We start from the raw sequence: 22,201 nt of genomic DNA, 5'->3' as shown, positions 1-22,201 counted from the left end.
TTCTATCGAGGCAGCAGCCAGACGGGCCCGCACGGCCGCCCGGGCCGCAGACTCCCGCAGGGCATTCTTTCGGACCTAGTGTCGCGGCGATGGTTTGTCAGCGGCGCCACACGGGCGCGGCCCTCGGGTTGAACTTTCTCCCGGGCTTTGCCAGCGCCGCGCACCACCCGGCAAACATGGGCGAGGTCGGCACAGGCCATCCGGAAATGCCTGGACTCAACCCCAATCAGCCGCCCCGGGCAAATACAGGCCTTGCGCCGTCGTGATGGAGTGGGCTGCCCGTGCGGCGCGTGCCGTTGCAATCGCCGTGACCTCGGCGGCCAGCGTGGCCAGCAGCAACATGCCCGGACGCCGGTCTGTGCGGCCGGTGCCCAGCGCAAAGAGGGTGTCGCCGTCGGACATGGTGTGCACGGGGTTGATGCTGCGGGCCAGGCCGTCATGCGCGGCCACGGCCAGGCGGTGGGCCTGCGCCTTGGTGAGGATGGCGTCGGTGGCCACCACGCCGATGGTGGTGTTGCTGCCTGCCAGCAGGGGTTGGGGCGGGTCGCCGTGCAGTAGCGCGCGGCGGGTTTCGCGCAGGCGCAGGCCGTCGGCGCTGCGGGCGCCGGCAATCACCCGGGCGGTGTCGGGGTCGATCACGTCGCCCAGCGCGTTGCAGGCAATCAGCGCGCCCACGGTCACGCCATCGATCGTGATCGATGCGCTGCCTATGCCGCCCTTCATCGCGTACTGCATGCCAAAGACCTTGCCGATGGTGGCGCCGGTGCCGGCGCCCACATTGCCTTCCGGCAGGTCCTCCGAGGATGCGTCTGCGCAGGCGGCATGGCCTGCGGCGGCGCCGGGGCGTATGCGCATGTCGCCCACTTGCAGGTCGAACAGCACGGCCGCAGGCACGAGGGGCAGGCGGCCTACGCCGACATCCAGGCCCATGCCCTGCTCTTCCAGCCAGTTCATGACGCCGGTGGCGGCATCCAGCCCCCAGGCGCTGCCGCCGGCCAGCATGATGGCGTGCACCTTGTCCACCAGGTGGGTGGGGGCGAGCAGGTCCGTCTCGCGTGTGCCGGGGGCTGCGCCGCGCACATCCACGCCCGCCACCGCGCCCTCGCTGGCGATGACCACGGTGCAGCCGGTCGGGCGGCGGGTTTCGGTGAAGTGGCCCGCCTCGATGCCGGGCACGCGGGTGATGCTGCCGGCGCGGCCGGCATCGAAACAGGGTTTCATGGCTGTCGATGGTGCTGCCCCGGGGCGGGGTGGCTGTTGAAGACGCGGGCGCTGCCGTCGTGGGCGATCAGCAGCACGTCGTAGGGGGTGTGGCGGCGGCCGTATTCGGGGCCGTCCATGCCGGGCGAGCCTATCGGCATGCCCGGCACGGCCAGACCCAGGGCCTTGGGTCGTTGGCGCAGCAGGGTGCGCACGTCGCTGGCGGGCACATGGCCTTCCACCAGGTAGCCGTCGATCAGGGCGGTGTGGCATGAGCCCCATTTTTGCGGCAGGCCAAGGCGGGCGCGCACGGCGTTGTTGCCGCTGTCGTGCACGGCCAGTTCAAAGCCATTGGCCTGCATGTGCTGCACCCAGTGTTGGCAGCAACCGCAGTCGGGGGCTTTCCATACGTCCATCGCGCTGGCAGCCCGTGCCATGCCCGCCCCTGACGCGACGAGGCCGCCCGCGCCCAGCAGGGGCAGGGCGGCGGCAAGCCATTGGCGGCGGCTGGTCCGGCGTGGTGCTGTGCGGGTGTCGCGCATGGTGTTTTCTTTCGGGGGGCGGGCGCATCACTGCTTGCGCGGCAGGACGGTGATGGTGCCGGTCATGCCGGATTGGTAATGGCCCGCCACCAGGCAGGCAAAGTCAAACTGGCCGGGGCGGTTGAAGGTCCATACGATGTCGCGTTGCTGGCCGGCTTTCACATGGGCCATTGACGGCCCGTCATGCTGCATGCCGGGGTGCTGGCTCATCAGCGCGGCATGCGCGTCGAGATCGGCCTTGGTGCCGAGCACGATTTCATGCAGCGCCTGGCCCTCGTTGCGGGCGCGCAGGCGTACCGTTTCACCCTCGCGCACTTCGATATGGCGCGGGGTAAAGCGCATGTCGTCGGTCATGCGCAGCGTGATGGTGCGGGCCACGGCCCGGGTGTCGCCCGCGATGCCCCAGGCTTTTTGCTGCTGCGCCAAGGGGGCACTGGTGTGGCCGTCGTGCGCGACCTTGTCATCGGCACGGCATGCGCCGGCGCACAGGGCAAGGGTGAGGGCGACAAGGGTCTTGTTCATGGTCGTTGGGTGCAAGCGGGGGTGGATGCTGGACGCCGGGCGCCCACGGTGCGGGGGTATGACGGCCACGCCCGCGAACTGTACCCGCAGTTGCCGGGCGCGTGGAATGCCGGGTGCCGGCGCACCCGCATGTGGAATGCGGGGTGCTGGCGCACCGGCATGTGGAATGCGGGTGCTGGCGCACCCGCGTGGCTCACGGCCCCGGTCGCGCCACGGTGGTGCCATTGGCCAGTTCGGCCAGTTCTTGCGTTGCAAGGCGGATCACATTCCGGCCGCCGCTGATGGCCAATCCGGCCATGATGGCGGCCACCGCCAGGTCGGGCCAGATGGTGCCGGTGCCGAGCACGCCCAGGGCGGCGCCCATCACGGCCAGGTTGCCCAATGCGTCGTTGCGCGTGCACAGCCAGACGCCGCGCATGTTGGCGTCGCCGTCGCGCCAGGCATACAGCAGCGCAGCCACGCCCAGGTTGGCGGCCAGCGCAAGCAGGCCGACGCTGCCCATGGTCCAAGGCTCGGGCGGGATGCCCTGCCACGCGCCCCAGGCCACGCGCCCGATCACGAAAACGCCAAACCCCAGCATGCTCAGCCCCTTGACCAGGGCCGCGCGGGCGCGCCAGGCCAGGGCCATGGCCAGCACCCACAGCGACAGGCCGTAGTTGGCGGCGTCGCCCAGAAAGTCGATGGCGTCACCGAGCAACGCTGCCGAGCCCGAGCGCAGGCCCGCGCCCAACTCCAGCGCGAACATGGCGGCATTGACGATGAGCGCAACCCACAGGATGCGCCGGTAACGCGGGTCGGCGCTGGCGCCGTGGTGATCGGGGCGATGTTGGTGGTGATGGCATTGGGCCGACATGGTGTTCTTCTCCAGACAGGGTTTGCAAAGCGCTGACGCGATTTGAAACCCTGGAGTCGATCGATGGTCAAGCCTTCCGTCGTCCCGGTCGATCAGATCACCCACCGGGTTTGCAAGCCTCTGCATCGAACGACCCGTCCAGCCACCGGCGGGTTCGCGCCTGCGCGCGTTGCGGCGGCCAGCGGGCACTTCTGGCATGTCCGCGCAACCCCACGGCCTGCCGCAAGAAACGACGCCACATTGCCGGCGTGACGCGGCAACCGACGCCACCTCTGCCAGGGCATTGCAAGGATGGCGCTGCCCTGTGGGCTGTGGGCTGCGGGTTCGGCTACGGGTTCAATCGGGTTGCGGGAAACCGCCCTGCTGGCCGGCGGCCTGGAGCAGCGCGTACAGATCCAGCACCGTGCGCACATGGTTGCGGGTTTCCCTGAAGTCCGGGACCTGGTTGCCGGCCTTTTGCACCGCCCCCTCGCCCGCGTTGTAGGCCGCCACGGCCAGATCGATGCGGCCGGCAAACAGATCGAGCAGATAGCGCAGGTAGCGGGCGCCGGTGGACACATTCACTGCCGGGTCGGCCAGCTTTTGCTCCACCGTGCGCTGCGCATCGGCGCGCACGCCAAAGCGCTGGGCCGTGGCCGGCATCAGTTGCATCAGGCCCACCGCGCCCTTGGGCGATACGGCCGTGGCATTGAAATCGGACTCGGCGGCGATCAGCGCCTGCAGCAGTGCGTAATCCACGCCCTGCATCTTGGCGGCGGCCCGCAGGTGGTGCTTGACGCTCTTGTAGGCCGGCGCGATATCGAAAAAGACCAGCAGGCGCTCGCCCGCAGTCGGCAGCGCGTGGGGCCTGGGGGGCGCCTGGTCGGCATGGGCCGGTTGCTGCATGAAAAGCAGCAGCACACCCGGCAGGCAAAGGCGCAGCAGGTTCTTTTGGGGCATGGCGCTGCGGTCCGGTCAGATGTCGATCTCCACCGCGTCGCCGTGCAGTTCCATCAGCTCGCGCCGGGCGGCGGCCTCGCCTTTGCCCATGAGTTTGGTGATCAGCCCTTCGGTGGCGGAAAAATCCAGCGCGCCCAGTTGCACCGGCAACAGGCGCCGGGTGTCGGGGTTCAAGGTGGTCTCCCACAGTTGCTCGGCATTCATCTCGCCCAGGCCCTTGAAGCGGCTGATCTGGCATTTCTCGCGCGCCAAGCCTTCTTTGGCGCATTTGTCGAGGATGGCGGCCAACTCGCCCGCGTCGAGCGCGTACATCTTGGCCGCAGGCTTTTTGCCGCGCGCGGGCACATCGACGCGAAACAGCGGGGGCCGGGCCACATAGATGTGGCCGGTCGCGATCAACTGCGGGAAGTGGCGAAAGAACAGGGTCAGCAGCAGCACCTGTATGTGCGCGCCGTCGACATCCGCATCGCTCAGGATGCAGACCTTGCCATAGCGCAGGCCGGTCAGGTCGGGCCTGTCATCCGGGCCATGCGGATCGACGCCGATGGCCACCGAGATGTCGTGGATTTCGTTGTTCGCAAACAGCCGGTCGCGCTCCACCTCCCAGGTGTTGAGCACCTTGCCGCGCAGCGGCAAGATGGCCTGGCTTTCCTTGTCGCGGCCCATTTTGGCGCTGCCCCCGGCCGAGTCGCCCTCGACCAGGAAGACCTCGTTGTGCGCCGTGTCGCGGCTCTCGCAGTCGGTGAGCTTGCCCGGCAGCACGGCCACGCCCGAGCCTTTGCGTTTTTCCACCTTCTGGCCGGCCTTCTGGCGCGTCTGCGCGGCCTTGATGGCCAGTTCGGCCAGTTTCTTGCCGTACTCGACATGCTGGTTCAGCCAAAGCTCCAGCGCCGGGCGCACGAAGCCCGAGACCAGGCGCACGGCGTCGCGCGAGTTCAGGCGCTCCTTGATCTGGCCCTGGAACTGCGGGTCCAGCACTTTGGCCGACAGCACGTAGCTGGCACGCGCAAACATGTCTTCGGGCAGCAATTTCACGCCCTTGGGCAGCAGGCTGTGCAACTCGATGAAGCTCTTGACGGCGTTGAACAGGCCATCGCGCAGGCCGCTTTCGTGCGTGCCGCCGGCGCTGGTGGGAATCAGGTTGACGTAGCTCTCGCGTATCGGCGGGCCGTCTTCGGTAAAGGCCAGGCACCAGGCGGCGCCCTCGCCTTCGGCAAAGCTCTCATGGCTGCCGTCGGCAAAAGCGGCGCCCTCGAACAGCGGGATCACCGGGTCGGCGCTCAGGTTCTGCGCCAGGTAGTCGCGCAGGCCGCCCTGGTACTGCCAGGTTTGCGTGTCGCGCGTTTTCTCGTTGAGCAGCGAGACGCACAGGCCCGGCATCAGCACCGCCTTGCTGCGCAGTAGCTGGCACAGCGGGCCCATGGGCAGGGCGCAGGATTCAAAGTATTGGGCATCGGGCCACAGGCGCACCGTGGTGCCCTGCCGGCGCTCGCCGGATGCCAGCGGCCGGGTGCGCAGGGGCTCGATGACTGCGCCCCCCGAGAACACCAGGCGCGCGAGCTGGCCCTCGCGGTGGCTGGTGGCTTCCAGGCGCGTGGTCAGCGCATTGGTCACGCTCACCCCCACGCCATGCAGGCCGCCCGAGAAGCTGTAGGCGCCGCCCTGGCCCTTGTCGAATTTGCCTCCCGCGTGCAGCCGGGTGAAGACCAACTCGATCACCGGCGCCTTTTCTTCGGGGTGCATGCCAAACGGAATGCCGCGCCCGTCGTCCTCGACGCTCACCGAGCCATCGATGTGCAGCGTGACCTTGATCTTTTTGCCGTAGCCGGCCAGTGCCTCGTCGGCCGCGTTGTCCAGCACCTCCTGGGTGATATGCAGCGGGTTGTCGGTGCGGGTGTACATGCCCGGGCGCTGCCGGACAGGCTCCAGGCCCTTGAGGACGCGGATCGAGCCTTCGGAGTAGACGCCGCTCGTGGGCAGGCGGGAGGGTTTGGCAGACATGGGGGCCGATTGTAATGTGGCAGTGCAGCAAAAGCTGGATAAAAAAACAGTTTCACAGTTGGAACAGTTGGAAACCTGGCCCGGCCTGCCATGCAGCGGCAGCGGCGCTGGCATGGCAGCCGCGGTGCGCCAGCGGAGCAGATGCAATCGCGCTATATTGCTGCGATGCCTACCCATCCTCCCAAACTGTCCATGCTCCAGGTCTTGATCTGCGGGGCGTCCGTCGTGACCCTGTCGATGGGCATACGCCATGGCTTCGGGCTATGGCTGCTGCCGATCACGCAAGAGATGGGCTGGACCCGCCAGTCGTTTGCGCTGGCGATTGCGATCCAGAACCTCTCCTGGGGGATCGTCGGCATTTTCGTCGGCATGATCGCAGACCGGTTTGGCGCTTTTCGTGTGCTCATCGGTGGCGCACTGCTCTACGGCCTGGGGTTGGTGGGCATGGCGCTGGCGCCCACGCCGACCTGGTTTGCACTGAGCGCCGGGATACTGATTGGCGCGGCGCAGGCCGGCACCACCTACGCCGTGATCTACGGCGTGCTGGGCCGGCAACTGGCCCCTGAGCGCCGCTCCTGGGCCATGGGCGTGGCGGCAGCGGCCGGCTCGTTCGGCCAGTTCCTGATGGTGCCCGTGGAAGGCTGGCTGATCGCCGGCTTGGGCTGGCAGCAGGCGCTGCTGGCGCTGGCGCTGATGGTGCTGCTGATCGTGCCGCTGGCTTTTGGCCTGCGCGAGCCCGGGTTCGGGGGCGCTACCCCGGTCAAACGCGACCAGACCATCGTGCAGGCGCTGGGCGAGGCGCTGCGCTACCCGAGCTTTACACTGCTGATGATGGGCTACTTCGTGTGCGGCTTTCAGGTGGTGTTCATTGGCGTGCACATGCCCAGCTACCTCAAAGACCATGGCCTGTCGCCCCAGGTGGCCAGCTATTCGCTGGCGCTGATCGGACTGTTCAACGTATTTGGCACCTACATCGCCGGCGTGCTGGGCCAGCACCTGCCCAAGCGCTATCTGCTGGCCTTCATCTACTCGGCGCGGGCCGTGTCGATCACCATCTTCTTGCTGGTGCCGCTGTCGCCGGCATCGGTGTACATCTTCTCGTCCGTGATGGGCGCGCTGTGGTTGTCGACCATCCCGCTGACCAATGCCACCATCGCCCAGATCTTCGGCATACAGCACCTGTCGATGCTGGGCGGCTTTGTGTTTTTCGGCCACCAGATCGGCAGTTTCATCGGCGTATGGCTCGGCGGCTATCTGTATGACGTCACCGGCAGCTACGACATCGTCTGGTTCATCTCCATCGGCCTGGGCCTGTTTGCGGCGCTGGTGAACCTTCCGATCAAGGAAAGGCCCATAGCGCGCAACGTCGCGCTATCGGCTTGACGCGCAACGTCGTGCCATCGGCTTGACCACGCAACATCGCGCCATCGGCTTGACCACGCAACGCCGGCCATCACTATCCAGTTCGACGCGCAACGCAGTGCAGCCAACCCGGACATGTGCACGATGAACGATAGCCCCCCTCCGACAAAACCCGTGGCGCGGCGCTGGCTGGCCCAGGCGGTGGCGCTGCTGCTGTGCCTGCTGGTGTTTGCCCTGTACACCATGCCCGAATTCATGCTGCTGCTGGCCGGGCAGGTATGGGCCTGCTTCTGATTCCATTCCTGCATCATCCGTGCACTTTGTCGGCCTCGCTTGCCGTACAGCCGCACTGTCTGCGCTCCGCCTTCGCGTTCACGAACGATTCAGGAATGGAATGGGTACCGCCGGGCGCTCTCCCCGCTCTCCCCTTTCGGGCCGCAGATGCATACCACCGAGCGCCGATAGCCATTTTTTCATGGCCGCATGCACGCAACCGATGCCCCCTCCGACTGGGTTTGCCGCTGGGCCGGGCTGATCGCGCCCGGCAGCACGGTGCTGGATGTGGCCTGCGGCACGGGACGCCATTTGCGCTGGCTGCGCAGCCGGGGCCATTGCGTCGTCGGGCTGGACCGCTCGGCCCAGGCGCTGGCGGCCTGCGCCGATCTGGGCGAGATGATCTGTGCCGACATCGAGGCCGGCCCCTGGCCCTTTGCCGAAAGGCAATCCGAGCAGCCAGGCGGTGCTTTCCCCGGGCGGCGATTCGATGCGGTGGTGGTCACCAACTATCTGTGGCGCCCCTTGTTGCCGGTCATCGTGGCCAGCGTCGCGCCCGGCGGACTGCTGATCTACGAAACCTTTGCGCAAGGCCAGGAAACCGTGGGCCGGCCCACCCGGGCGGAATTTCTGCTGCGCCCCGGCGAACTGCTCGGCGCCTGCGCCGCTTTGCGCGTGCTGGGCTACGAGGACGGTTTCGTGCCGCAGCCTGCGCGCTTCGTGCAACGCATTGCAGCGCTGCGGGAGCACCCGCAGTCCGGGCGCCCCGCGCGGTATCCCTTGCGTTGACCCGCGCCCCGGCGCGGCGGCTGTTGGCGCTATTTCCGGGCCAATGCGGCCATGTAGCGCTGCGGCTCGCCGGTATCGAAGGCGTTGGCAAACTCCTGAACGCCATCGGCGATGGCCTGGGGCAGCGGCGCATCCATCCACTCGCGGATGAGCCGCTTTTGCTGGCGCATGACCATCGGGCCGTAGCCGGCGATGCTGCCCGCCAGATGCGCTATTTCGGCATCGAGGCGATCCAAAGGAAGGCTGGCGTCGATCAGCCCCCAGGACAGCGCCTGGGCGGCGGCTATGCTCTCGCCGGTCAGCAGCAGCCAGTTGGCGCGGGCGTTGCCGATCAGGCGGGGCAGCAAGGCGGCGTGGATGATCGATGGAATGCCGATCTTGACCTCCGGCATCCCGAGCTGCGCCCGGTTGCTGGCATAGCGCAGGTCGCAGGCAGCGGCAAGCTCCAGCCCCCCGCCCAAGGCCCAGCCAGCGACGCGGGCGATCACCGGGACGGGCAAGCAGCGCACCGCATCGCACAAGCGCCGCAGCCGGTCGATGAAGGCCGGCGCCGTTTCTGGCGCCAGCGCCCCCATCTCCTTGATGTCGGCACCGGCCACGAAGGCCCTGTCGCCGGTGCCCCGCAAGATGGCAACCCTGAGCACCGGTTCTTGCGCCAGCGCCTCGAACGCCGCGATCAGGTCCAGCAGCACGGGCGAGGAAAGAATGTTCAGCGCTCCGGCATTGCGGATCGTGACGGTGGCGATGCCCCGTTCGTCCAGGGCGACTGCGGCGTGATGGAGGTGGGTGGTCATGGGTGGTTGCCGGGCGCAGGGTTTTTCACACCCGGGCCAGCATACCTGTTTGCGTTGGGCGGGCAGGGTGCGCCGCACACAGGCAGCAGATGCAGCACAGACGCAGCACCGGCGGCGCCGGGGCGCCAGCCCGATGATCCGGCAGGCAGCAGACAAGGACGGCACACTGGCGCAGCGCGCGCACAGCCCGCTGCCGTGGCCGATCACGCCCGCGCCGGCCTCCACCGGGTCGGCGTCGGAGGCCCTCGTTTCTGGTACGGAGCGGATGGCGCTGCGGCTTGCCCGCAGGCGCCCGGCTGCCCGCGCTCGAACGCCTTGCCGTGCCGGATGAAGTGCGCGCCGACCCGGCTCAGGCCCGGAGCAGGTCAGCCACCCGCGTGCGCAGCAACGCAGGCTGCACGCCCGATGGCGCCACGGGCGGCCCCACGTTCAGCCCCACGCGGCTGTAAAAGCCCCGGCGCCAGGGCCGCACCATGGCGCCGCCAGGCTCGATGCGGCTGAAATAAGAGCCCCACAGGTTGGTCAGCGCCATCGGGATCACCGGCGCCTGCACCCCGTCGGCCCGGGCGCGTTCCAGGATCTTCATGATCCCGCCCTTGAACTCCTGCAACTGCCCGTCGCGGGTGACCCCGCCTTCGGGAAAGATGGCCAGCAGACCGCCCGCGCGCAGCACCTGCGCGGCACGCTCGAACGCTGCGTGGTAGGTGGCGGGGTCTTCCTGTTGGGGCGCCACCGGAATCGCCTTGGCCAAGCGGAACAGCCCGCCGAGCACCGGCACGCGAAAGATGCGGTGGTCCATCAAAAAGCTGATCGGCCGGGGGCTGGCCGCCATCAGCAGCACGGCATCGACAAAGCTCACATGGTTGCAGGCCAGGATGGCGGCGCCCGTGGCCGGCAGGTTCTCATCGCCCTGCACCTCGAAGCGGTACACCAAGCGCGACACCACCCAGGCCACGCAGCGCAGCAGGTACTCGGGCACCAGCATGAAGATGTAGGACGCCACCACCGCGTTGGCAATGCCGGTGAACAGGAAAATCTGCGGCACGGTGCAGCCGGCTGCCAGCAGCGCGCCGGCAATCAGCGCGCTGGCGATCATGAACAGCGCATTCAGGATGTTGTTCGCGGCAATGATGCGCGCGCGGTGCGTGGGCTGGCAGCGCATCTGTATCAGCGCGTACATCGGCACGCTGTACAGGCCGGCAAACAGGCTCAGCAGCGCCAGATCGAGCAGCACGCGCCAATGCGCGCCCTGGGCCAGAAAGGCCGCCAGGCCCATGGCCTGCGCCGGCGGCAGGCTGCGCGCGGCAAAGTACAGGTCGATCGCGAACCCACTCATGCCTATCGCCCCCAGCGGCACCAGACCGATCTCCAGATGGCGGCGCGAGAGCCGCTCGCACAGCAGCGCGCCGATGCCGATGCCGACGGAAAACACCACCAGCAGCAGCGAGGCCACCTGCTCGTCGCCATGCAGCACCTCTTTGGCCAGGCTCGGAAACTGCGACAGAAACATCGCGCCAAAGAACCACATCCAGCTAATGCCCAGCAGCGAGCGGAACACCACCACACTCTGCTGCGCCAGTTGGAGGTTGCGCCAGGTTTCCGTGAAAGGGTTCCAGTTGATCCTGAGCCCCGGGTCGGTGGCTGGCACCGGGGGGACGAACTGCGCCACCGCACGCCCGAGCAGCGCGACCAGCACGCAGCCCGCCGCCACGCTGGCATGGCCCACGCCGGGCAGGGCCGCCAGCAGGCCGCCGGCCACATTGCCCAGCAAGATGGCGACGAACGTGCCCATCTCGACCATGCCGTTGCCCCCGGTGAGCTCACGCTCGCTGAGCACCTGGGGCAGATAGGCGTACTTCACCGGGCCGAACAGCGTGGAATGAAGGCCCATCAAAAAGGTGCACAGCAGCAGCACCGGCACCTGGCCGGCGATGAACCCGCCCGCCGCCACCAGCATGATGGCAATCTCCAGGCTCTTCACCCAGCGGATCATGCGGGTCTTGTCGTACTTGTCGGCGAACTGCCCCGAGGTGGCTGAAAACAACAGGAACGGCAGGATGAACAGCGCACCGATCACCAGCCCCGCCATCGCCGGCGGCAGCCACGACACACTGAGTTGGTAAGTCACCATCACCGTGAACGCAAACTTGAACAGATTGTCGTTCGCAGCGCCCAGGAACTGCGTCCAGAAGAACGGCGCAAAACGCCGCTGCTGCAACAGGGCGAACTGGTTCGGGTCTGCATGCGGCTGCGCCACGCCGGCCAAGGAAGTTTCGGGGTTCACTGGAGCACCTTCGCCTTCGGCTACGGTATGAGCGCCTTCGGGCGGCCGGGCGGCGAAGGATGGGGCACCTTCGCCTCCGGCTACGGTATGAGCGCCTTCGGGCGGCCGGGCGGCGAAGGATGGAGTACCTTCGCCTTCGGCTGCGGTTCGAGCGCCTTCGGGCGGCCGGGCGGCGCTCACGCGCCGGCCCCGGTCTGCGGTTGGCTGGTGCTTTCCTGCGCCCACGGGGAGCGCATGGTGGTGTGCGACACGCCGGGCCTGTCGCTGTGCAACGCCGCCAATGCCGACAACACCGGCCAGGCCGCGCCTGCCGCCAGCACATGCTTGAGGCTGTGGCCCGACACCCACTGCGCGGTGGCCCCGAACACCGCATGGTCCGCCGCCTCGAACAGCTTGGCCAGCGCATACAGCGCAATCACCGCCCCCGGATACAGCGCCAGCGCGCCCGCGCGGCGCGGCACGAAGGCCAGCACCAACACCACCGACATGCCACCGAACTGCACCACGGCCCAGGGCAACAAATTGCCCCGGTACGACCACCACAGCAGGGCCAGCGGCCCGGCCAGCAGCACGGCGGCGGCGACGGCCCAGCCCGATCGCTCACTCACACGGTTGGCCGCAGTCAGCCCCAGCAAACCGGCAAAAGGCAGGACCATGCCCAGCCGGTCCCACAGCAAACCCGCATCCTGCGGCTGCCAGTGGTACACCGCAGAGCCCGCCGCCGTGCACAGCAGGCCGGCAAAGAACAGCGTGGCCGAGGCACGCGATGCGGCATCGGGCATGGCCGGTCCCACGCGGCGCAGCACGACCAGGCCATACAGGCCGGCGAACGCAAACGGCAGATTGCTCAGCACATCCATCGCGCAGGGAATGCCCCAGAGCGTGCGCAGGTCGGCAAAGTCGTGCTGCTGCACGCTGGCCGGCAGCGCCGGCCCGAACCAGGCCACCGCCAGCAGCGCCACCGCGCCCAGCAGCAGCCCGGTTTCAGCGCGTGACCAGGCCGGGGGGCGCCGGCAGTGGTGGAGAAAAAGGAAATGCATGCTCATCGTCTCCGTGAACGAGGGGTGGGGAATCAATGCCGCACAGTATGTTCGGCAAGCCCGGCGCCGTAGCAAAAAATAGCACAAAGGTCCTGCCAAGCCACCAGCGTCAAGCGCATGCTGGCCAGGGGCGACATGCCGCTGTCGCGCATCGACGCGATCTGCCGCGCGCTGACGCTGGACTTTGCCGACCTGGCGCGCCGCGTGGCCGACGCGCCATCGCAGCTCAAGCAACGAGTGTCGCGTCACGGATCATCTGTCGGTCTGCGCTGGCCATCGAAGCGCATCGCGGCGTTGCATCGCTTGCCAATACAGCTCGGTATGGGCTGCGCGCTGCGCCTTGCGCTGCGCTCCGATGGCTGCGCGCAGCCTACGACATCTGATCCGTGACGCGACACTAGCAGGAACAGGCCGTGGTCGGCGACAAGAAATTGCTGCTGATGGCCCTCTGCGTGCTCAGCCAGTGGACGCTGGAGCAGGTCTGCAGCAGCTACCGCCTGACCGAGGCCGAGGGCATCGAGTACCTGGCGCAGCTCGACCGCATCGGCGTCATCGCACTGCGCCCCCTGAACCGCTACCGCCTGCAACGGGCCAAGACCTTCCGCTGGCGCCCCGACGGGCCGGTGATGAACTACTTTCGCGCGCACGCCCTGCTCGACTACTTCGGCGGCGGCTTTGACGGACCAGGCGAATGCATGCTGCTGGTGCACGGCGCAATCGGCCGCAGCCTGACGCCCGCATTCATGGAGCGCATGCAGCGCGTGGCCCGGGACTTCGCGCAACAACACCTTGCCGACCAGAAAATGCCCGAGCGCGAACGCAGCGGCTACACCTTGCTGCTGGCCATGCGCAACTGGGAGTTCCAGGTATTTGCCGACATGCGGCGATAAATGGCTGGGTGTGCCGCCACGCAAATGACTGCCCATGAAGCCGCGCCCGCGCGCAGCACGCAAGCCCCGCGCAAGCGCCCACGCGGCGACCGCGCCCGCGCTCGCACCCACGACCGGCAGACAGCAGGCCCGATGGGCACGCAGACCACCGTCAAGAGCGCCCGCATCCCGCCTGCATGGGCCTGGCGCACCCGGTGCTCCTGATGCACCGCATGACCGGGCTGCCAGCAGAGCTTGCAGCGTTCGGGCGCGGCAAGCGAAGGTGCCCCCGCGCCTGCAGGGGCAGTGGCCCGCCGGCTGGCCCCGGCCGGGACACGCGCCGGTTCAATGGATGCTCAACGTCGTGGCTTTGCTGGCCGGTTCCACCCGGGCCAGGGTCAGCGTCAGCACACCGTTTTCCAGCTTGGCGCTGCTGGCAGCGGCGTCCACCTCGCCGGCCAATTCCCAGGTGCGTTGCACTTGGCGTGGCGCGTCGGGCACGCTTTGCAGGCGCACCATGTTGCTTTCAATGCTGATCTGCAATTGCTCGCGGCTCAGCCCGGGCACATCCAGTTGCAAGGTGATGCTTTTGTCGTCCTGGGTGACGGTGCAGCCTGCAGCGTGCGCGGCCACCGGCTGGGCCAGCGTTCCGAGCAGAAAACGCTGCAACGCCAGGTCGGCAGAACGGGGGGTGTAGGTGGCGCGGCCAATCATGGGGGCGAAGATCATGGTGAACTCCTGTGCATTGGGCGGCTCCCGACATGGTCGCCGCATGCCCGGCAAATGTGTATGGTCGTGCGGCATTTCAAGGACGCAGCCGCATCGATGAATTGCGCTCCATGGGCTTGAAATCAGGCGCGGCGGACCCCACCGGCCCCGCCGGTGCGCGCCGGGCCTGGTGTCGCGTCACCGATCAGATGTCGTAGGCTGCGCGCAGCCATCGGAGCGCAGCGCAAGGCGCAGCGCGCGGCCGATACCGAGCGTATTGGCAAGCGATGCAACGCCGCGCTGCGCTTCGATGGCCAGCGCAGACCGACAGATGGTCGGTGACGTGACACTAGAATCGAAGCGCCGCTGGCGCGGGCAGAACAGGCGCAGCGGACCTTTTGTCGTGTCGTGAGGCTTGTCGAATATGCTGTTACCCGATTGGGCTGTGTTGAACGCTGCCATTGACTGGCTGGGCCATGGGTCGTGGCGCCTGGCCTGGTGGCAGATCGTGCTGTACACCTTGGCGACGACCCATGTCACCATTGCTGCGGTCACGATCTTCCTGCACCGCGCCCAGGCGCACCGGGCGCTCGATTTGCATGCCATTGCCGCGCATGGCCTGCGCTTTTGGCTCTGGCTCGGCACCGGCATGGTGACCCGGGAATGGGTGGCCATCCACCGCAAGCACCACGCCAAGTGCGAAACGGCGGCCGATCCGCACAGCCCCCAGGTGCGCGGCCTGAACGCCGTGCTGTGGCGCGGCGCCGAGTTGTACCGCGCCGAGGCCGGGAACCTGGAAACGCTGCGCAAGTTCGGCCATGGCACGCCCGATGACTGGATCGAGCGCAATGTCTACAGCCGCTACAGCGGGCTTGGCATCGGCCTGATGCTGATCCTGGACCTGGCCCTGTTCGGCGCTTTGGGCGCCGCCGTGTGGGCCGTGCAAATGCTCTGGATTCCTTTTTGGGCCGCAGGTGTGGTCAACGGGCTGGGCCATTACTGGGGCTATCGCAATTTCGAGGTGCCCGACGCCAGCACCAATCTGTCGCCCTGGGGCCTGATCATCGGTGGCGAAGAATTGCACAACAACCACCACACCTATCCGACCTCGGCCAAGTTCTCGGTCAAGCCGTATGAGTTCGACATGGGCTGGGTTTACATCCGCCTGCTGCAAAAGATCGGCTGGGCCACGGTCAGGAAACTGCCGCCCAAGTTGCAACTCGGTGACCTGCGGCCCATGGCCGATGAAAAGACCCTGGAGGCTTTGATCGCCCATCGCTACGAGGTGATGGCAAGCTACGCCCGTGGTGTGCGCCAGGCCTGCAAGGCCGAGATGGCGGCATTGCAAGCGCATCATGGCGACCTGTCCATGCTCAAGGCCGCCAGGCGCTGGCTGCACCGCGATGCGCAGCGGGTGCCGGCCCGGGCCGTGCCCCAGTTGGCCTTGGTGCGCGCAGCCCACCCCGCGCTCGACAAGATGCTGACCATGCGCGAGGAACTGCGCCAACTGTGGCTCAACACCTCGCAGTCGCGCGAGCAGTTGACGGCGGGTCTGCAAGCCTGGTGCAGGCGGGCCGAGAGCAGCGGGATTGCCGCGCTGCGCGATTTCTCGATCGGCTTGCGTGCCGTGCGGGTGTGATCCGCGCCAGCGGCATCGGCTGGCGTTCACTGGTGGGAGGCCCCGTCGCAGGGGGCGGCCACCGCATCACAGCAAGCCCATTTCTGCCATCGACAGCGCCTGGCCCGGCGCCACGATCACATGGTCGAGCACGCGCACATCCACCAGCGCCAGCGTGCTCTTGAGGGTCTGCGTGAGCGCTTCGTCGGCGCGGCTCGGCTGTACGCTGCCGCTGGGGTGGTTGTGCGCCAGCACCACGGCGGCGGCCCGGTGGTGCAGCGCGTGCAGCACCACTTCGCGCGGGTACACGCTGGTCTGCGTGAGCGTGCCGCGAAACAATTCTTCCATCGCCAGCAGGCGGTTCTGGTTGTCCAGGAACAGCACGGCAAACACCTCGTGGCCCTTGGCTGCCAGTTGTAGCTGCAGGTAGTGCTTGACGGCATCGGGAGTGTCGAAAACCGCGCATTCGCGCAGTTGCTGGGCCAGCGCGCGGCGGGCCAGTTCCAGCACCGCCACCAGTTCGGCGCGCTTGGCCGGGCCCAGGCCCTTGATGCGCTCCAGATCGGCGGCGCTGGCGTGCAGCAACCCGGCAATGCCGCCAAAGCCGCCGGTGGGTTGTCCGGTGGCGGCGTCTACCCCGGGGGGATCCAACAATTCCTGCGCCATCTGCAACACGCCTTTGCCCATGATGCCGGTGCGCAGCAAGATGGCCAGCAGTTCGGCATCGGCCAGTGTGGCGGGGCCGCGCGCCAGCAGTTTCTCACGCGGCTGGGCATCGGCGGGCAGGTCTTTGAGGGCCATGGCGCAACAGGGTTTGCTTCGGTTTTCTACAATGCAGGCCAGTTTATCGGGACTTTCATGACTGCCATCGACATCCCCCCGAGCACCGTCCAGCCGGGCTCCTTTCTGACGCTGCATTACCGCCTGGCAGGCCCGGCGGGGGATGTGATCAACACCTTTGCCGACAAGCCTGCCACCTTGTCGCTGGGCCAGGGGCAATTGGCTCCTGCCGTGGAGCAGCGCCTGCTGGGCCTGGCCGAGGGCACGCGCGCCACGTTCGAGTTGGCCGCTGGCGAGGCCTTTGGCGCGCGCAATGGCGCCATGCAGCAGTGGGTGAGCAGGAAACTGCTCGATGAACTGGGCGCGCCTGGCGCGCATTACGGCGTGGGCGACATGGTGCAGTTTCCGACGCCCGACGGGCAGGGCCACTACGCCGGCGCCGTGCTGCAGGTGCGCGACGACGGGGCGGTGCGGTTCGACTTCAACCACCCGCTGGCGGGCCAGCCGGTGACGTTTGAAGTGCATCTGATCGGAGTCCTGTGATGGCGCCCCCTCAGCATATTTTGTTGGCCGAGCCGCGCGGCTTTTGCGCCGGAGTCGACCGGGCGATCGAAATCGTCGAGCGCGCAATACAGAAGTTCGGCGCGCCGATCTACGTGCGCCATGAGATCGTGCACAACACCTACGTGGTCAACGACCTCCGGGCCAAGGGCGCGGTCTTCATCGAAATGCTCGCCGATGTGCCGCCCGGCGCCACCCTGGTCTTCAGCGCCCATGGCGTGAGCCGGGCCGTGCAGCAGGAGGCGCAGGCCCGGGGATTTAGCATTTTCGACGCCACCTGCCCGCTGGTGAGCAAGGTGCATGTCGAAGTGGCCAAGCTCGCCAAGCAGGGCTATGAGTTCATCATGATCGGCCACAAGGGCCACCCCGAAGTGGAAGGCACCATGGGCCAGCTCGAACACGGCATTCACCTGGTGCAAGACGTGCCGGACGTGGCCCGGGTGCGGCCCGCGCAAACGCACAAGCTGGCGCTGGTCACGCAGACCACGTTGAGCGTGGACGATGCCGCCGAGATCGCAGCGGCCGTGCGCACGCGCTTTCCCGGTGTGCGCGAGCCCAAGCAGCAGGACATCTGCTACGCCACCCAGAACCGGCAGGACGCCGTGAAACTGCTCAGCCCGCAGGTGGACGTGGTGATCGTGGTCGGCAGCCCCACCAGTTCCAACAGCACCCGCCTGCGCGAATTGGCCACCAAGCTGGGCACCACGGCGTACATGGTCGACAGCGCCGACGAGCTTCAGGCCGAGTGGTTTGACGGCCTGGCGCGCGTGGGGCTGACCGCCGGGGCCTCGGCCCCGGAAATCCTGGTCCGGCAGGTGATCGACCGCATCAAGGCATTGGGCGCCGTGTCGGTGCGCAGCATGGCCGGCATCGAGGAGACCACCAAATTCCCGCTGCCCAAGGGGCTTCGGATGGCCGCCGCCACCGACCTGTCGACCATGGCGCGCATGACGCAGTCCGGGCCGGCGCAGGAATGAGGGGCCGGGGGGCCGAAGACCCTGGCGCTTGGCAGGCCGTCTTGCCGGTGGATGGGCAAATGCCTACCATGGCCTGCCCATCTTCTGCGGCCATTGCGTAATGGAGCCACACCCTCATGGACCCGGCGGCCTACTTTTACATGCGCCTTTTCAAGCCCGGCGCCCCGGTGCAGTGGGGCGCGCAGCATGAGACCATCAGCCATGTGCTGATCCGCCGCAATGCGCTGATGGTGTATCTGGTCGGGCATGACACACCGGTGCACCCCGACGCGCTGCAACTGGCGCCGACGGCCTTTCATCGCCGGCGCGTTCCCGACCGGCCGTGACATGCCCCTCAGTCCGCACAGCGCTGCGCCATGGCTTGGCCGAGCATGATCGGCCGGGCCGGCGCCCACTGCGGGTTGAACTGCAAGGGCCCCCGAGGCAGCAGCAGCACCACCGTCGAGCCCAGCAGGAAGCGCCCCATCTCCTGGCCCTGCTGCAGGCGCACCTGTCCTTTGGCGTAGTCCCACTGCCGCAGCGTGCCGGGGCGGGGCGGATTCACCTGGCCATGCCACACGGTGGCCATGCTGCCCACGATGGCGGCGCCGATCAGCACCAGCGCAAACGGACCTCCGGGGCCCGGGGCGGACTCGAAAACGCACACCACCCGCTCGTTGCGGGCAAACAGGCCCGGCACCACACATGCCGTCGCCGGGTTCACCGAAAACAGCTCGCCCGGCACATGCACCATGCGCGTCAACTCCCCCGCGCAGGGCATGTGGACGCGGTGGTAGTCGCGCGGGCTCAGGTACAGCGTGGCGAAATGGCCATCGTCGAAGCGCGCCGCCATCGCCGCATCGCCGCCCAGTAGTGCCGTGGTGGAGTAGGCATGGCCCTTGGCCTGAAAAATCCGGTCTTTCCCGATGCGGCCGAACTGGCTGATGGCGCCGTCCACCGGGCAGATCAGGTCCGCCCGGGCCAGCGGGCGGGCGCCGGGCTGGAGCGCGCGCGTGAAGAAGTCGTTAAACGAGGCGTAGCCTGCCATGTCGGGGTTGGCCGCCTCGGCCATGTTCACGTCGTAGCGCGCAACGAAGCGGCGGATCAGCGCCGTGGTCAGTCCACCGAGCCGGGCCGAGGCCCACTTGCCGGCCCAGGTGGTCAGTGCGCGCTTGGGAAGAGCGTATTGGGCCAGTACGGCAAGGCGGTCGGGCAAGGCGGTCTTCCTGCGTCGGTGGAGCGGCAAAGCGGCGGATTCTACCGAGCGGGCTGGCATGGTTGCCGTGGGGGAGCGGGCCGGCGTCCCGGAGGCAAAATCCGGGCATCGGAAAAATTCGTCGTGCATTGCGTGCTGCGGATATCGGCCCTGGGCGCAGGGCAGGTGACGCCACGCTGTCCGTGGTGGCGCATACTGGCAGGGCATGTGGGCACCGCACGACATCGGCAATGCACAATGTCCAACGGGAGGCCGCATGATTACCGTCGACGCCGTACCTTATCCCTATCAGTTCGACCGCCACCACACCGCGCTGATGGTGATCGACATGCAGCGCGATTTCATCGAAGCAGGCGGCTTCGGCAGCATGCTCGGCAATGACGTGCGGCCACTGGCGCGCATCGTGCCGACCGTCGCCCAACTGCTGACGCTGGCGCGCGCGCAACGCATGTGGGTGGTGCACACGCGCGAGTCGCATCTGCCCGACTTGTCCGATTGCCCGCCCGCCAAGCGCAGGCGCGGCAACCCGGCGCTGGCCATCGGTGATGCAGGCCCCATGGGACGCATTCTGGTGCGCGGCGCGCCTGGCAATCAGATTTTGCCGTTGCTGGCGCCGCTGGACGGCGAACTAGTGTCGCGTCACGGATCAGATGTCGTAGGCTGCGCGCAGCCATCGGAGCGCAGCGCAAGGCGCATCGCGCAGCCCATACCGAGCGTATTGGCAAGCGATGCAACGCCGCGATGCGCTTCGATGGCCAGCGCAGACCGACAGATGATCGGTGACGCGACACTAGTCATCGACAAACCCGGCAAGGGTGCGTTCCATGCCACCGACCTGCACGCGCAGTTGCAGGCGCGCGGCATCACCCATTTATTGTTTGCCGGCGTCACCACGGAAGTCTGCGTGCAGACCTCGATGCGCGAGGCCAATGATCGCGGTTACGAATCCCTGATCGTCGAGGACGCCTGCGCCAGTTACTTCCGCGCATTCCACCTGGCCACCTTGGCGATGCTGACCGCGCAAGGCGGCATCATCGGCTGGAAGGCGCCGCTTGCGCTACTGCAAGCCGCCTTCAAGGAAACCGCCGGAGAATCCGCATGATGCCAGTCAATCTGCCGCAGGTCGTGGCGCAAGTCGAACAAGCCTTTGCCGACTATGAGCACGCCTTGCTCATCCACGATGTGCCGGCGCTCGATCGCTGGTTCTGGTACGCCCCGCAGGCAGTGCGCTACGGCGTGGCGGAAATCCTGCTCGGCGGTGAAGCGATACGCCAATACCGCCAGACCTGCGCGCCGGTGCATCCCTCGCGCCGTTTGCAGCACACGGTCGTCACCACCTTCGGCCGCGACTATGCCACGGTCAGCACCGAGTTCACCGCCGACGATTCCGATGGGATCGGCCGCCAGATGCAAGCCTGGGTGCGCACGGACGCTGGTTGGCGCATCGTCGCCGCGCATGTCAGTCGGATGCCATAAAGAGATGAGGCAGAGATAAGGCAAAGATGAGGCCCGCCCGTCAGGCCCCATGGAGCGCAAGACTTCATCCGGCCCGGCATCGCCCCGATACGGCAACATGAATGGCTGTGACTGCGCCAGACACCCCGATCGACCCCGTCCCCGCCGCCCCCGGCGGGCGGATGCGCCGCATTGCGCATCTGGACATGGATGCGTTTTTCGCCTCGGTGGAACTGCTGCGCTACCCGCAGCTCGAGGGCCTGCCCGTGGTGATTGGCGGCGGGCGGCGCAAGGCGGACGAGCAGCGGCTGCAAAGCCCGGATGGCTCGGGCCTGCGCGCGCCGCGCTTCATCCCGGTGGCGGAGTTTGCGCGGCTCAGGGACTATGTGGGCCGTGGCGTAATCACCACCGCCACCTATGCCGCCCGGCAGTTTGGCGTGGGCTCGGCAATGGGCATGATGAAGGCGGCCAAGCTGTGCCCGCAGGCCATCGTGCTGCCGGTGGATTTTGACGAGGTGCGCAAGTATTCACGCCTGTTCAAGAGCGTCATCACCGAAATCGCCCCGGTGATGCAGGACCGGGGTGTCGACGAGGTGTACATCGACTTCACCGATGTGCCCGGTGGCCAGCGCGAGGGGGGGCGCGTGCTGGCGCGGCTGATCCAGAAAAGCATTGCCGACGCGACCGGTCTGACCTGCTCCATCGGCGTGGCGCCCAACCGGCTGCTGGCCAAGATGGCCAGCGAGTTCAACAAGCCCAATGGCATCACCATCATCTACGAGCAAGACCTGCAGACCAAAATCTGGCCACTCGACGTGCGCAAGATCAACGGCATCGGCCCCAAGGCGGGCCAGAAACTGGCGGCGCTGGGCGTGCAGCGCATCGGTGAACTGGCGGCGCAAGACCCGCAGTGGCTGATGGCCCGTTTCGGCAAGTCGATCGGGGCCTGGATGCACCGCGCGGCCTGGGGCCAGGACGACAGCCCCGTGGTGACCGAGAGCGAGCCCGTGAGCATGAGCCGCGAGACCACGTTCGAGCGCGATCTGCACGCCGTGCACGACAAGGCCGAACTCGGCCGCATCTTCACCGACCTGTGCATGCGCCTGGCCGAGGATTTGCAGCGCAAGGGCTATGTCGCCCGCACCATCGGCATCAAGCTGCGCTACGCCGACTTCAGGATCGCCACGCGCGACCAGACCGCCGCCAGCTACACCGCCGACGGCGCCACCATCCGCCAACTGGCCGGGCAGTGCCTCAAGCGGGTGCCGCTGCAGCAGCGCCTGCGTTTGCTGGGTGTACGCGCCGGCACCCTGGTGCGCTGCGACCAGCAGCCGGCGCCGCACGCAGCGGTCGCTGCGCCGGCGCCCCGGCGCAGGCCGGGCGCGCAAGAGGCGCCGGGGCGCACGGGCCAGTTGTTCTGATGCCCGGGCAGAACGCCA

General features: G+C 67.6%; 23 protein-coding genes and 2 pseudogenes. 12 read left to right on the top strand and 13 right to left on the bottom strand.

Translation table 11 applies throughout. The features are described 5' to 3' along the window. Positions 1-216: 216 nt before the first annotated feature. The 6 genes and pseudogenes from VEIS_RS08140 to VEIS_RS08115 all read right to left on the bottom strand — a co-directional run bounded on the left by VEIS_RS08140 (position 217) and on the right by VEIS_RS08115 (position 6,057). Complete coding sequence (locus tag VEIS_RS08140) at positions 217-1,221, bottom strand: P1 family peptidase (RefSeq protein ID WP_011809431.1); 1,005 nt, start codon at positions 1,219-1,221, stop codon at positions 217-219. Then, entirely contained in the window at positions 1,218-1,742 is a 525-nt protein-coding gene (locus tag VEIS_RS08135) for a DUF411 domain-containing protein (RefSeq protein ID WP_011809430.1), read from the bottom strand. Before VEIS_RS08135 ends, VEIS_RS08140 begins: the two co-directional genes overlap by 4 nt. Before the next feature lie 27 nt (positions 1,743-1,769). Continuing rightward, positions 1,770-2,264, bottom strand: a complete 495-nt coding sequence (locus tag VEIS_RS08130) for a cupredoxin domain-containing protein (protein ID WP_011809429.1) — start codon at positions 2,262-2,264, stop codon at positions 1,770-1,772. Positions 2,265-2,457: 193 nt separating this feature from the next. Continuing rightward, on the bottom strand, positions 2,458-3,117 hold the full coding sequence (locus VEIS_RS08125) for a cation transporter (RefSeq protein ID WP_011809428.1): 660 nt from the start codon (positions 3,115-3,117) through the stop codon (positions 2,458-2,460). A gap of 375 nt (positions 3,118-3,492) precedes the next feature. After that, positions 3,493-4,056, bottom strand: a pseudogene (locus VEIS_RS08120) (lytic transglycosylase domain-containing protein); the annotation flags it as partial. Positions 4,057-4,071: 15 nt separating this feature from the next. Further along, positions 4,072-6,057, bottom strand: coding sequence for a DNA topoisomerase IV subunit B (locus VEIS_RS08115; RefSeq protein WP_011809427.1), 1,986 nt, complete (start codon positions 6,055-6,057; stop codon positions 4,072-4,074). Positions 6,058-6,222: 165 nt separating this feature from the next. Here VEIS_RS08115 and VEIS_RS08110 point away from each other — a divergent pair, with 165 nt between their 5' ends. The 3 genes from VEIS_RS08110 (at position 6,223) to VEIS_RS08105 (ending at position 8,481) form a co-directional block, all read left to right on the top strand. Continuing rightward, positions 6,223-7,440 (top strand): MFS transporter, encoded by a 1,218-nt coding sequence (locus VEIS_RS08110; RefSeq protein ID WP_041950656.1) that lies wholly within the window; start codon positions 6,223-6,225, stop codon positions 7,438-7,440. Positions 7,441-7,563: 123 nt separating this feature from the next. Then, a complete protein-coding gene (locus tag VEIS_RS28440; protein WP_157048443.1) occupies positions 7,564-7,713 on the top strand; it encodes a hypothetical protein in 150 nt (49 codons plus the stop codon). Positions 7,714-7,902: 189 nt separating this feature from the next. Then, complete coding sequence (locus VEIS_RS08105) at positions 7,903-8,481, top strand: class I SAM-dependent methyltransferase (RefSeq protein ID WP_011809424.1); 579 nt, start codon at positions 7,903-7,905, stop codon at positions 8,479-8,481. A gap of 29 nt (positions 8,482-8,510) precedes the next feature. Here VEIS_RS08105 and VEIS_RS08100 read toward each other — a convergent pair whose 3' ends face one another. From VEIS_RS08100 to VEIS_RS08090, 3 genes are all read right to left on the bottom strand, one after another. After that, a complete protein-coding gene (locus tag VEIS_RS08100; RefSeq protein WP_011809423.1) occupies positions 8,511-9,275 on the bottom strand; it encodes an enoyl-CoA hydratase in 765 nt (254 codons plus the stop codon). 349 nt (positions 9,276-9,624) lie between these two features. Next, positions 9,625-11,559: an MFS transporter gene (locus VEIS_RS08095; protein ID WP_011809422.1), complete on the bottom strand. Its 1,935-nt coding sequence runs from the start codon at positions 11,557-11,559 to the stop codon at positions 9,625-9,627. A gap of 176 nt (positions 11,560-11,735) precedes the next feature. Next, the gene (locus VEIS_RS08090; RefSeq protein WP_011809421.1) at positions 11,736-12,599 is read right to left on the bottom strand and encodes a hypothetical protein; all 864 of its coding nucleotides are present in this window, start codon (positions 12,597-12,599) and stop codon (positions 11,736-11,738) included. Between the two features lie 117 nt (positions 12,600-12,716). Here VEIS_RS08090 and VEIS_RS31540 point away from each other — a divergent pair. Both VEIS_RS31540 and VEIS_RS08075 read left to right on the top strand, forming a co-directional pair. After that, a pseudogene (locus tag VEIS_RS31540) lies at positions 12,717-13,489 on the top strand (helix-turn-helix domain-containing protein). A gap of 24 nt (positions 13,490-13,513) precedes the next feature. Beyond that, positions 13,514-13,693 carry a hypothetical protein gene (locus VEIS_RS08075; RefSeq protein ID WP_041949895.1) on the top strand — a complete coding sequence of 60 codons (180 nt, stop codon included), beginning with the start codon at positions 13,514-13,516 and terminating at the stop codon, positions 13,691-13,693. A 120-nt stretch (positions 13,694-13,813) separates the two neighbouring features. On the opposite strand, the gene VEIS_RS08070 is transcribed toward VEIS_RS08075, so the two are convergent. Both VEIS_RS08070 and VEIS_RS28430 read right to left on the bottom strand, forming a co-directional pair. Continuing rightward, positions 13,814-14,197, bottom strand: coding sequence for an Hsp20/alpha crystallin family protein (locus tag VEIS_RS08070; protein ID WP_041949894.1), 384 nt, complete (start codon positions 14,195-14,197; stop codon positions 13,814-13,816). 122 nt (positions 14,198-14,319) lie between these two features. Then, positions 14,320-14,526, bottom strand: coding sequence for a hypothetical protein (locus VEIS_RS28430; protein WP_157048442.1), 207 nt, complete (start codon positions 14,524-14,526; stop codon positions 14,320-14,322). Between the two features lie 74 nt (positions 14,527-14,600). Here VEIS_RS28430 and VEIS_RS08065 point away from each other — a divergent pair, with 74 nt between their 5' ends. Next, positions 14,601-15,815, top strand: coding sequence for a DesA family fatty acid desaturase (locus tag VEIS_RS08065; RefSeq protein WP_011809419.1), 1,215 nt, complete (start codon positions 14,601-14,603; stop codon positions 15,813-15,815). Positions 15,816-15,881: 66 nt separating this feature from the next. On the opposite strand, the gene radC is transcribed toward VEIS_RS08065, so the two are convergent. Further along, complete coding sequence (gene radC, locus VEIS_RS08060; RefSeq protein WP_011809418.1) at positions 15,882-16,595, bottom strand: RadC family protein; 714 nt, start codon at positions 16,593-16,595, stop codon at positions 15,882-15,884. A 57-nt stretch (positions 16,596-16,652) separates the two neighbouring features. On the opposite strand from radC, the gene VEIS_RS08055 reads away from it, so the two are divergent. From VEIS_RS08055 to VEIS_RS08045, 3 genes are all read left to right on the top strand, one after another. After that, positions 16,653-17,117 (top strand): FKBP-type peptidyl-prolyl cis-trans isomerase, encoded by a 465-nt coding sequence (locus VEIS_RS08055; protein WP_011809417.1) that lies wholly within the window; start codon positions 16,653-16,655, stop codon positions 17,115-17,117. Next, positions 17,117-18,112: a 4-hydroxy-3-methylbut-2-enyl diphosphate reductase gene (gene ispH, locus VEIS_RS08050; RefSeq protein ID WP_011809416.1), complete on the top strand. Its 996-nt coding sequence runs from the start codon at positions 17,117-17,119 to the stop codon at positions 18,110-18,112. The genes VEIS_RS08055 and ispH overlap by 1 nt, the downstream gene beginning before the upstream one ends. Positions 18,113-18,228: 116 nt before the next feature. Further along, positions 18,229-18,438 carry a hypothetical protein gene (locus VEIS_RS08045; RefSeq protein WP_011809415.1) on the top strand — a complete coding sequence of 70 codons (210 nt, stop codon included), beginning with the start codon at positions 18,229-18,231 and terminating at the stop codon, positions 18,436-18,438. A gap of 8 nt (positions 18,439-18,446) precedes the next feature. Here VEIS_RS08045 and asd read toward each other — a convergent pair whose 3' ends face one another. Further along, positions 18,447-19,307 (bottom strand): archaetidylserine decarboxylase, encoded by an 861-nt coding sequence (gene asd, locus VEIS_RS08040; RefSeq protein WP_011809414.1) that lies wholly within the window; start codon positions 19,305-19,307, stop codon positions 18,447-18,449. Positions 19,308-19,563: 256 nt separating this feature from the next. On the opposite strand from asd, the gene VEIS_RS30360 reads away from it, so the two are divergent. The 3 genes from VEIS_RS30360 (at position 19,564) to VEIS_RS08025 (ending at position 22,183) form a co-directional block, all read left to right on the top strand. Further along, positions 19,564-20,409, top strand: coding sequence for a cysteine hydrolase family protein (locus VEIS_RS30360; RefSeq protein ID WP_011809413.1), 846 nt, complete (start codon positions 19,564-19,566; stop codon positions 20,407-20,409). Then, the gene (hpxZ, locus tag VEIS_RS08030) at positions 20,406-20,783 is read left to right on the top strand and encodes an oxalurate catabolism protein HpxZ (protein ID WP_011809412.1); all 378 of its coding nucleotides are present in this window, start codon (positions 20,406-20,408) and stop codon (positions 20,781-20,783) included. Before VEIS_RS30360 ends, hpxZ begins: the two co-directional genes overlap by 4 nt. A 101-nt stretch (positions 20,784-20,884) precedes the next feature. Then, complete coding sequence (locus tag VEIS_RS08025) at positions 20,885-22,183, top strand: Y-family DNA polymerase (protein ID WP_011809411.1); 1,299 nt, start codon at positions 20,885-20,887, stop codon at positions 22,181-22,183. The last annotated feature ends 18 nt before the right edge of the window (positions 22,184-22,201 follow it).

The sequence above is a fragment of the Verminephrobacter eiseniae EF01-2 genome (assembly GCF_000015565.1).
Taxonomy (GTDB): domain Bacteria; phylum Pseudomonadota; class Gammaproteobacteria; order Burkholderiales; family Burkholderiaceae_C; genus Acidovorax; species Acidovorax eiseniae.
The sequence above is the reverse complement of the archived record's forward strand: the minus strand, read 5'-3'. Positions and strand labels throughout refer to the sequence as shown.

Coding starts and splice junctions, on each gene's coding strand:
- VEIS_RS08140 (WP_011809431.1), bottom strand. CDS start 1,221: ATGAAACCCTGTTTCGATGCCGGCCGCGCCGGCAGCATCACCCGCGTG.
- VEIS_RS08135 (WP_011809430.1), bottom strand. CDS start 1,742: ATGCGCGACACCCGCACAGCACCACGCCGGACCAGCCGCCGCCAATGG.
- VEIS_RS08130 (WP_011809429.1), bottom strand. CDS start 2,264: ATGAACAAGACCCTTGTCGCCCTCACCCTTGCCCTGTGCGCCGGCGCA.
- VEIS_RS08125 (WP_011809428.1), bottom strand. CDS start 3,117: ATGTCGGCCCAATGCCATCACCACCAACATCGCCCCGATCACCACGGC.
- VEIS_RS08115 (WP_011809427.1), bottom strand. CDS start 6,057: ATGTCTGCCAAACCCTCCCGCCTGCCCACGAGCGGCGTCTACTCCGAA.
- VEIS_RS08110 (WP_041950656.1), top strand. CDS start 6,223: ATGCCTACCCATCCTCCCAAACTGTCCATGCTCCAGGTCTTGATCTGC.
- VEIS_RS28440 (WP_157048443.1), top strand. CDS start 7,564: ATGAACGATAGCCCCCCTCCGACAAAACCCGTGGCGCGGCGCTGGCTG.
- VEIS_RS08105 (WP_011809424.1), top strand. CDS start 7,903: ATGCACGCAACCGATGCCCCCTCCGACTGGGTTTGCCGCTGGGCCGGG.
- VEIS_RS08100 (WP_011809423.1), bottom strand. CDS start 9,275: ATGACCACCCACCTCCATCACGCCGCAGTCGCCCTGGACGAACGGGGC.
- VEIS_RS08090 (WP_011809421.1), bottom strand. CDS start 12,599: ATGCATTTCCTTTTTCTCCACCACTGCCGGCGCCCCCCGGCCTGGTCA.
- VEIS_RS08075 (WP_041949895.1), top strand. CDS start 13,514: ATGACTGCCCATGAAGCCGCGCCCGCGCGCAGCACGCAAGCCCCGCGC.
- VEIS_RS08070 (WP_041949894.1), bottom strand. CDS start 14,197: ATGATCTTCGCCCCCATGATTGGCCGCGCCACCTACACCCCCCGTTCT.
- VEIS_RS08065 (WP_011809419.1), top strand. CDS start 14,601: ATGCTGTTACCCGATTGGGCTGTGTTGAACGCTGCCATTGACTGGCTG.
- radC (WP_011809418.1), bottom strand. CDS start 16,595: ATGGCCCTCAAAGACCTGCCCGCCGATGCCCAGCCGCGTGAGAAACTG.
- VEIS_RS08055 (WP_011809417.1), top strand. CDS start 16,653: ATGACTGCCATCGACATCCCCCCGAGCACCGTCCAGCCGGGCTCCTTT.
- ispH (WP_011809416.1), top strand. CDS start 17,117: ATGGCGCCCCCTCAGCATATTTTGTTGGCCGAGCCGCGCGGCTTTTGC.
- VEIS_RS08045 (WP_011809415.1), top strand. CDS start 18,229: ATGGACCCGGCGGCCTACTTTTACATGCGCCTTTTCAAGCCCGGCGCC.
- VEIS_RS30360 (WP_011809413.1), top strand. CDS start 19,564: ATGATTACCGTCGACGCCGTACCTTATCCCTATCAGTTCGACCGCCAC.
- hpxZ (WP_011809412.1), top strand. CDS start 20,406: ATGATGCCAGTCAATCTGCCGCAGGTCGTGGCGCAAGTCGAACAAGCC.
- VEIS_RS08025 (WP_011809411.1), top strand. CDS start 20,885: ATGGCTGTGACTGCGCCAGACACCCCGATCGACCCCGTCCCCGCCGCC.